Here is a 5,823-nt window from a genome sequence, read left to right on the forward strand (position 1 = left end):
CAGTGGGAGGATCAGCGTCTCCTGCACGGTGTTTTTCTCGATTTTGTATTTCATAGGTTCCTTCCTCAATGAATAAAAGCAGTCATCATTGCCGCCAGCACCATCGCTATGACTGCCATGCCCACCGTGCCGAACAGCCACTTTTTCTGCTTGTCTCTTGCAGTAATGTAGGGCTTCAGATTCTCCGTTCCGAGAATCGTCCATGCGTTCGTGTGCCCCACCCAGTAGCCGTCAACCAACAGGCGGTCCATGAGATTCATTATGGATAAAATCACCAGCAGCTGCCAGAAACCCGCTGCAAAGCTGCGCGCACCATTTATCCCATAGACACAGACCAGCACATAGGCGATGTAGCCGGAAACGCAGACGGCTTTGAAAAGTAGAGAATTTCGCTTGATTTTCTCGTGTGTTGTAAGTCCCAGCGTAATGCACCGCTCCTGCACCTCCAGGCTGTAAAGATGCACCATCCCAACAGCCCCCTTGCGGATGCCCGCAGCGCAGATCAGAACCAGCAGAACTCCCAACCCAAGACCTTCCAGAATCACCTGTAAAAGCATTACTTATTCCTCCTGAATCCTGCCTCGTCCCGATATTCGGGATGTTCCTTTGCATACGGGTCTTGATCGCCGCAGATGGTATAGTCGCATCGGCAGCCGTCCACGCAGGTGGTCGTCCGCACGAGCTTGGCATGGAGCAGTTCCATGGACGCATAGTCCACATTGCACAGGGCGGGCATAATGTCCGTAAATCCGAACCGCTTGGCAAATTCCGCCGCCGGGCACGCCGTAAATTCATAATAAATAGGCTTGTCGGTTTCATAAGGCGCAACCGACATCTCGTAATCGTGCCATTTGTCGCAGCCGCTTTTCGCACGAACAAACGCCTTGTACATCAGCTTCCTCCAGAACGGCTTGTTGCAGTCCACAAATTTCAGCTTGCGGAAAGTTGGAAGAATCAGTTTTTCCTCCATCTCTTCAATTTCACGGAATGTGGTCACATCCCGGCACACATCGTAATAGCACATAATGGCGATGCAGTCGTAGGTGCCGCCTACGCCGTTGTGGAAGTTCTTTTTACCGCCCAAGTCGGTGCGCCAGTCGGAGAGAAAGACCGCGTACTGCCGCTGCACCTTTTCCCATACTGTCTCCCACTCTGCTTCCGGATAGTGCAGGGCCATTTTCGCCAGAATTTCTTTTTTGCAGGGTTTGGAATATAGCACATGGCAGCTACGGTCAATTTGTAATTCGCTGTCCTTCATCTTCCCACGCCTTTCAGAAAATCGCTCTTTGCATTTTCTTCGGTGTCGTCCGATTCGTCGTAGGCATCATAGGGTGCCGATGGGTCGTGTACTCGTTTTTTGAATGGTGAACAGTGCTTGTCTTTGTGGGCAACCGCAAAGGCAAAATTGTCCGTCCATCCCGTGTGACCGGTGATGAAATATGGATGCAGCCCACGTGCGCGCAGTTTCCGCTCCAGCTCCGCCAGTGACTGCACAGCCAGCTTATTGTCCTCCGCCAGCGAGGAAATGAAGCTGTAGCCGCCGTCCGCGCCAAACCACAGCGTGTCGCCGGTAAAAAGGTATTTATCGTCAATGAGGTAGACCATATGTCCCCATGTATGGCCGGGAACCAGAAAACACTCGATCCTGACGCCGTCAATGTCAAGTACCTGCCCATCGTGCAGCAGTACCTTTTCGTTGTTGATTGTGACCTGCGGCAATTTATAGAGATGATAGATGACTTTTCGCCGCTCCTCGCCGGTGAGATACCGGTTCTCGATCTCGCCGATGTACAGATTCGCATTCCGGAACAGCCCCGGACTGTCTGCTTCCACCGCACCCACATGGTCGGTGTCCTGATGGGTGATAAGGATATGGTGTATCGACTTCGGATCAATCCCAAGCCAGCCCATTTTTTCGGCAAGGCGGTCGTAGTTATATCCCGCATCGACCATAATGGTCGTATCGCCTTTGCGGTAGAAGAAGATGTTCGCCACCCATTCGCGCACGCAGGCAACATTCTCGTCGATCCAGCCAGTGTTCAAAGGCTTGAAGATTTCCTTGCCCCGGTACATCCAGCTCATTGCTTTTCTTTGAAATTCCGTTGCCTTTTTCGACATGATCGCACCTCATTTCTGTGCTGTGATGCAAAGCCAGCCCTTTTTATTTTTGTGGTTCTGGATCTTACAAAATCCTGCTTGCTCCAGATACGTTTTACCGTTCACAATGCAATACTTTTTACCAGATGCGCCCACTGCTCCGGGTGACAGGCCAGCAATTCCTCGTGCTGCAAGTTCTGCTCATGGAGAACAGGATGTGCAAAATGCTGCTGATACCGGGCACGATATTTTGCGCCCATTTTCAGGGCGTAAAAAATATGGATCTCGGTACCGGGTACATAGATCTTATCCGGCAGCGGAGTGATAAGATCGGAGTAGAACTGATTTTTACAGCTCTGCATGGTCACATAAGGGCGGGCCTCACCGAACATTTTCAGAAAGGCTTTGACATAATCCCCCGACTCTCTGGCACGCTTATCCAGACGCTTTTGGAGAAATTTCGCCTTGAACTTTCCGTCCCGCACCACAGGGTAGATCAATGGCAGCAGAAAATCAGTCTGCAATCTTGCCGCCAGCGGCGATGCCTGATCCAGATCGGAGCTGCCCAGAATGCCACAGTCCATGTGGATGTTCTGCCGTGCCGCCAGCAGCCCCACAAACGAGCCGCCCAGAGAGCAGCCGTAGGCCGCCCGGATGTGACCGCCACAGTGGGTCTTGAGGTAGGCCTCGATCTTTTCGGTCTCCTCCAGCATGGTGGGAAATTCGGTCTGTTCAGTCTCATCAAAGCCATCGTAGCTGACGCACAGCACCCGGAAGCTGTCAGCCAGAAGCGGGATCACCGCACCGAAATTGCTTTTCCAATGGCAACAGGTGCCCGGCAGCAGTAACAGCACCGGGGCATCCTCTGCACCAAAAATGTAGATTTTCATCGTGATACGTTCCTTCTCTATTTATTTTCCACCTGTAAATAGAAGAGATATATTTCTTCGTATAGGGCAGAGTTTTGAGTTAGGTAAAGCTAACTTTTAGTCTTATAAAAAGCCGCCTCTCAGCGGTCCTTCTGCCAAAATAATACGCCCTGCCGTCTCCTCTGTCAAGGAGTTTAGTCATTTTCAGAGATTTTGAAAAAGATTTCGTTATTGGAGCTTCCCCTGCGGCATAGAGGAGGCAAAACGTTTCCCGCATCGAAAAAATTTCGCCCCTGTAAACTTGTCTGTTTCTGCTTGACAACGCCCGGTGGGAGTGCTATTTTTACTTCGTGAATTTGTTTTGCCCAACCATCTGAGGGTTTTTTCCCCTGCATTTTTTTGCATCGATTGTTAGACAATGGTCAAAAATGCAACATCCTGTTGCTGCCGGCAATAGAAAGATCTACCGCAGACAGAAAATGGGGTTTGTTCTGATTCACATAGCGTATTTTTTCCTAAAGCCACAAGATGTGTCATACTTTTCTTGCTTCACTTCAACAAATTTTTCAAAACCCTCTTGACGATTTTCACACACAGTGGTATTTTTCTTGTAAATCCCACTGCTCTTGTGGTTTGCTTTGAACCTTTCCACAAGATGTGGTCGTGTTCATTTTGAACACTGCCTCGCCGTGGATTATCCCTGAAAAATTCACCGCCCCGCAACACACCCGATTCATTTTGCCGCTGTTTCACCCGACAAAATCCATCGCTATGCTGCATGGGCGGTATTTTTCTTTTACGGGAAACGCACCTTGAAAATCTCATGAGCCGACCGAACGTGATACCGACTTTTCGTCAACGCCGCTGCACAAACAGGGGCAGGAACTGCGTTCGGAGCAAACGGTGACCCCCATACATGAGCAGCGGAACTCTCTACTTATTTTTGCGTCTTAACAATTCGGAAACATTTGTTAAAAATACGTTTTGAGCGCAGCGGTAGAGGGCAAGAACCGTCCCATGGCCACAAATTTTCAATTCTTGAAAAATTTCTGTCCATCCGGGACTTCACATCTGCAACTCTTGCGAGTTTTCTAAGTGATCTTGTTGGGGCGTGCCTGCCCCAAACCCTGCTCATAACAATCAAGTCTCGCTTGACAGTTACTATAAAAAGGATATATTAAAATAGAATATATATACTTGTAATAGGTGAATTGTATGCAAAAAGTGATTCCGGGAGTCAATGATTTACTAAGTGAGTATCCTTCAATTGATAAGGAATGGAATTATCAAAAGAACGAAGCGCTGAATCCAGCAACAGTTTCTTCTGGTTCTCACAAAAGTGTTTGGTGGATTTGCAAAAAGGGTCATAATTATGAACAGGCGATTGATCTCCATGTGTCCAGAAAACACGGATGTCCATATTGTTCCGGCAATAAAGTTCTGAAAGGTTTTAACGACCTACAAACATCGTATCCTGATATTGCGAAAGAATGGAACTATGAGAAAAACGGAAATTTATTGCCGACTGACTTTACTGCGGGCAGTGGAAAAAGAATATGGTGGATATGTACCAAAGGTCACTCGTATATACAAAAAATTGACCGACGCACACGAAGAGGAAACGCCTGCCCATACTGTTCAGGGCACAAAGTCTTAAAGGGCTATAATGATCTCGCAACGATCAACCCAAAACTTGCAGGTGAATGGCATCCTTCAAAAAACGGCGAACTAACACCATGTGATGTAACATCCGGAAGTGGAAAACGGGTTTGGTGGCGATGCCCTATTGGTCATGCATATCAAGCTCGAATTCATGATAGAAATTCAGATAATACACAGTGCCCCATTTGCAATCTACGTTCTCAATCGTCATTCCCTGAACAGGCGGTTTTATATTATGTGAAAAAAATTTATCCAGATGTAATCAGTAAATATAAAGAAGTGTTTCAATCTTCAATGGAATTAGATATTTACATTCCATGCATCCATGTAGGAATTGAATTTGATGGAGCAACATGGCATCAAAGTGATAAAGAATATTCACGCGAATTAAAGAAATATTATATTTGCAAGAGTAATAATATCAAATTGATTCGAATAAAAGAAGAAACCAAAAGAGATTGGATCGATAATGCCAAAACGGCAGATATTGTTTACACTATCAAAACTGCCAAAAAGCTAATTGAACTAGAGAATATTATTCGCCAAGTACTGGATTTAATTGATTTAAATTCCAATATGTGGATTCGAACAGATCCATTCGCTTTTCATAGCAAGGTAAGTGTAAACATCACAAGAGATTTCTCTCAGATTTTAAGTTACCTTTCAACTATTGAAAAATCTCTTGAGTCAGAAAGGCCTGATGTTGCACTGAAGTGGAACTATGAAAAGAACGGCACATTGAAACCATCTATGTTTACGACCGGTTCAAATCAAATTGTTTGGTGGAAATGCCCAACCTGTGGACACACATGGCAAAGTACTATCAATAGCATGACTCGTGAAGGGAGAAACGGATGCGCTGAGTGCTCTAAAGTTCACAGAGGAAATGTTTTTATTAAAAAAGGTTACCGCAGTAGGTTCACTTTTTGACCTTTTTCCCGACCTTGCGGAAGAATGGCATCCTCAAAAAAATGGAGAGTTAACGCCACACGAAATTACTCCTGGACACTTTAAATCTGTATGGTGGCAGTGTAAAAATTGCGGTTATGAATGGAAGGCGAGTCCTGCAAATCGAAAAAAGGGGTCTGGCTGTCCATGTTGTAGCGGTCGAGTTCCCAAAACAGGCGTAAACGATTTGGAAACACTTTATCCCGAGCTTTTAAAAGAATGGAATTATGAAAGAAATAGTTCTAAT

6 protein-coding genes are annotated in these 5,823 nt (G+C 46.4%); 2 read left to right on the top strand and 4 right to left on the bottom strand.

What is annotated here, in order from left to right:
• Positions 1 to 65: 65 nt before the first annotated feature.
• The 4 genes from ACT8X9_RS12565 to ACT8X9_RS12580 form a co-directional block, all read right to left on the bottom strand.
• Complete coding sequence (locus ACT8X9_RS12565) at positions 66 to 557, bottom strand: hypothetical protein (RefSeq protein ID WP_444269212.1); 492 nt, start codon at positions 555 to 557, stop codon at positions 66 to 68.
• A complete protein-coding gene (locus ACT8X9_RS12570) occupies positions 557 to 1,258 on the bottom strand; it encodes an L-2-amino-thiazoline-4-carboxylic acid hydrolase (protein ID WP_444269213.1) in 702 nt (233 codons plus the stop codon). Before ACT8X9_RS12570 ends, ACT8X9_RS12565 begins: the two co-directional genes overlap by 1 nt.
• On the bottom strand, positions 1,255 to 2,118 hold the full coding sequence (locus ACT8X9_RS12575; protein WP_444269214.1) for an MBL fold metallo-hydrolase: 864 nt from the start codon (positions 2,116 to 2,118) through the stop codon (positions 1,255 to 1,257). Before ACT8X9_RS12575 ends, ACT8X9_RS12570 begins: the two co-directional genes overlap by 4 nt.
• Positions 2,119 to 2,219: 101 nt before the next feature.
• Positions 2,220 to 2,987 carry an alpha/beta fold hydrolase gene (locus ACT8X9_RS12580; protein WP_444269215.1) on the bottom strand — a complete coding sequence of 256 codons (768 nt, stop codon included), beginning with the start codon at positions 2,985 to 2,987 and terminating at the stop codon, positions 2,220 to 2,222.
• Between the two features lie 1,194 nt (positions 2,988 to 4,181).
• Between ACT8X9_RS12580 and ACT8X9_RS12585 the strand changes: the two genes are divergently transcribed.
• Together ACT8X9_RS12585 and ACT8X9_RS12590 are read left to right on the top strand one after the other, a co-directional pair.
• Positions 4,182 to 5,558, top strand: coding sequence for a zinc-ribbon domain-containing protein (locus ACT8X9_RS12585; RefSeq protein ID WP_444269216.1), 1,377 nt, complete (start codon positions 4,182 to 4,184; stop codon positions 5,556 to 5,558).
• On the top strand, positions 5,515 to 5,823 hold a 309-nt coding region (locus ACT8X9_RS12590; protein WP_444269217.1), incomplete at its 3' end, for a zinc-ribbon domain-containing protein. The genes ACT8X9_RS12585 and ACT8X9_RS12590, both read left to right, overlap by 44 nt.

Origin of the sequence: Faecalibacterium sp. (assembly GCF_052358865.1) — a bacterium.
GTDB lineage: Bacteria > Bacillota > Clostridia > Oscillospirales > Ruminococcaceae > Faecalibacterium > Faecalibacterium butyricigenerans.

What these genes read in the sequence shown, in the direction of transcription:
- ACT8X9_RS12575 (WP_444269214.1), bottom strand. Translation starts at nt 2,118, where the DNA reads ATGTCGAAAAAGGCAACGGAATTTCAAAGAAAAGCAATGAGCTGGATG.
- ACT8X9_RS12580 (WP_444269215.1), bottom strand. Translation starts at nt 2,987, where the DNA reads ATGAAAATCTACATTTTTGGTGCAGAGGATGCCCCGGTGCTGTTACTG.
- ACT8X9_RS12570 (WP_444269213.1), bottom strand. Translation starts at nt 1,258, where the DNA reads ATGAAGGACAGCGAATTACAAATTGACCGTAGCTGCCATGTGCTATAT.
- ACT8X9_RS12585 (WP_444269216.1), top strand. Translation starts at nt 4,182, where the DNA reads ATGCAAAAAGTGATTCCGGGAGTCAATGATTTACTAAGTGAGTATCCT.
- ACT8X9_RS12565 (WP_444269212.1), bottom strand. Translation starts at nt 557, where the DNA reads ATGCTTTTACAGGTGATTCTGGAAGGTCTTGGGTTGGGAGTTCTGCTG.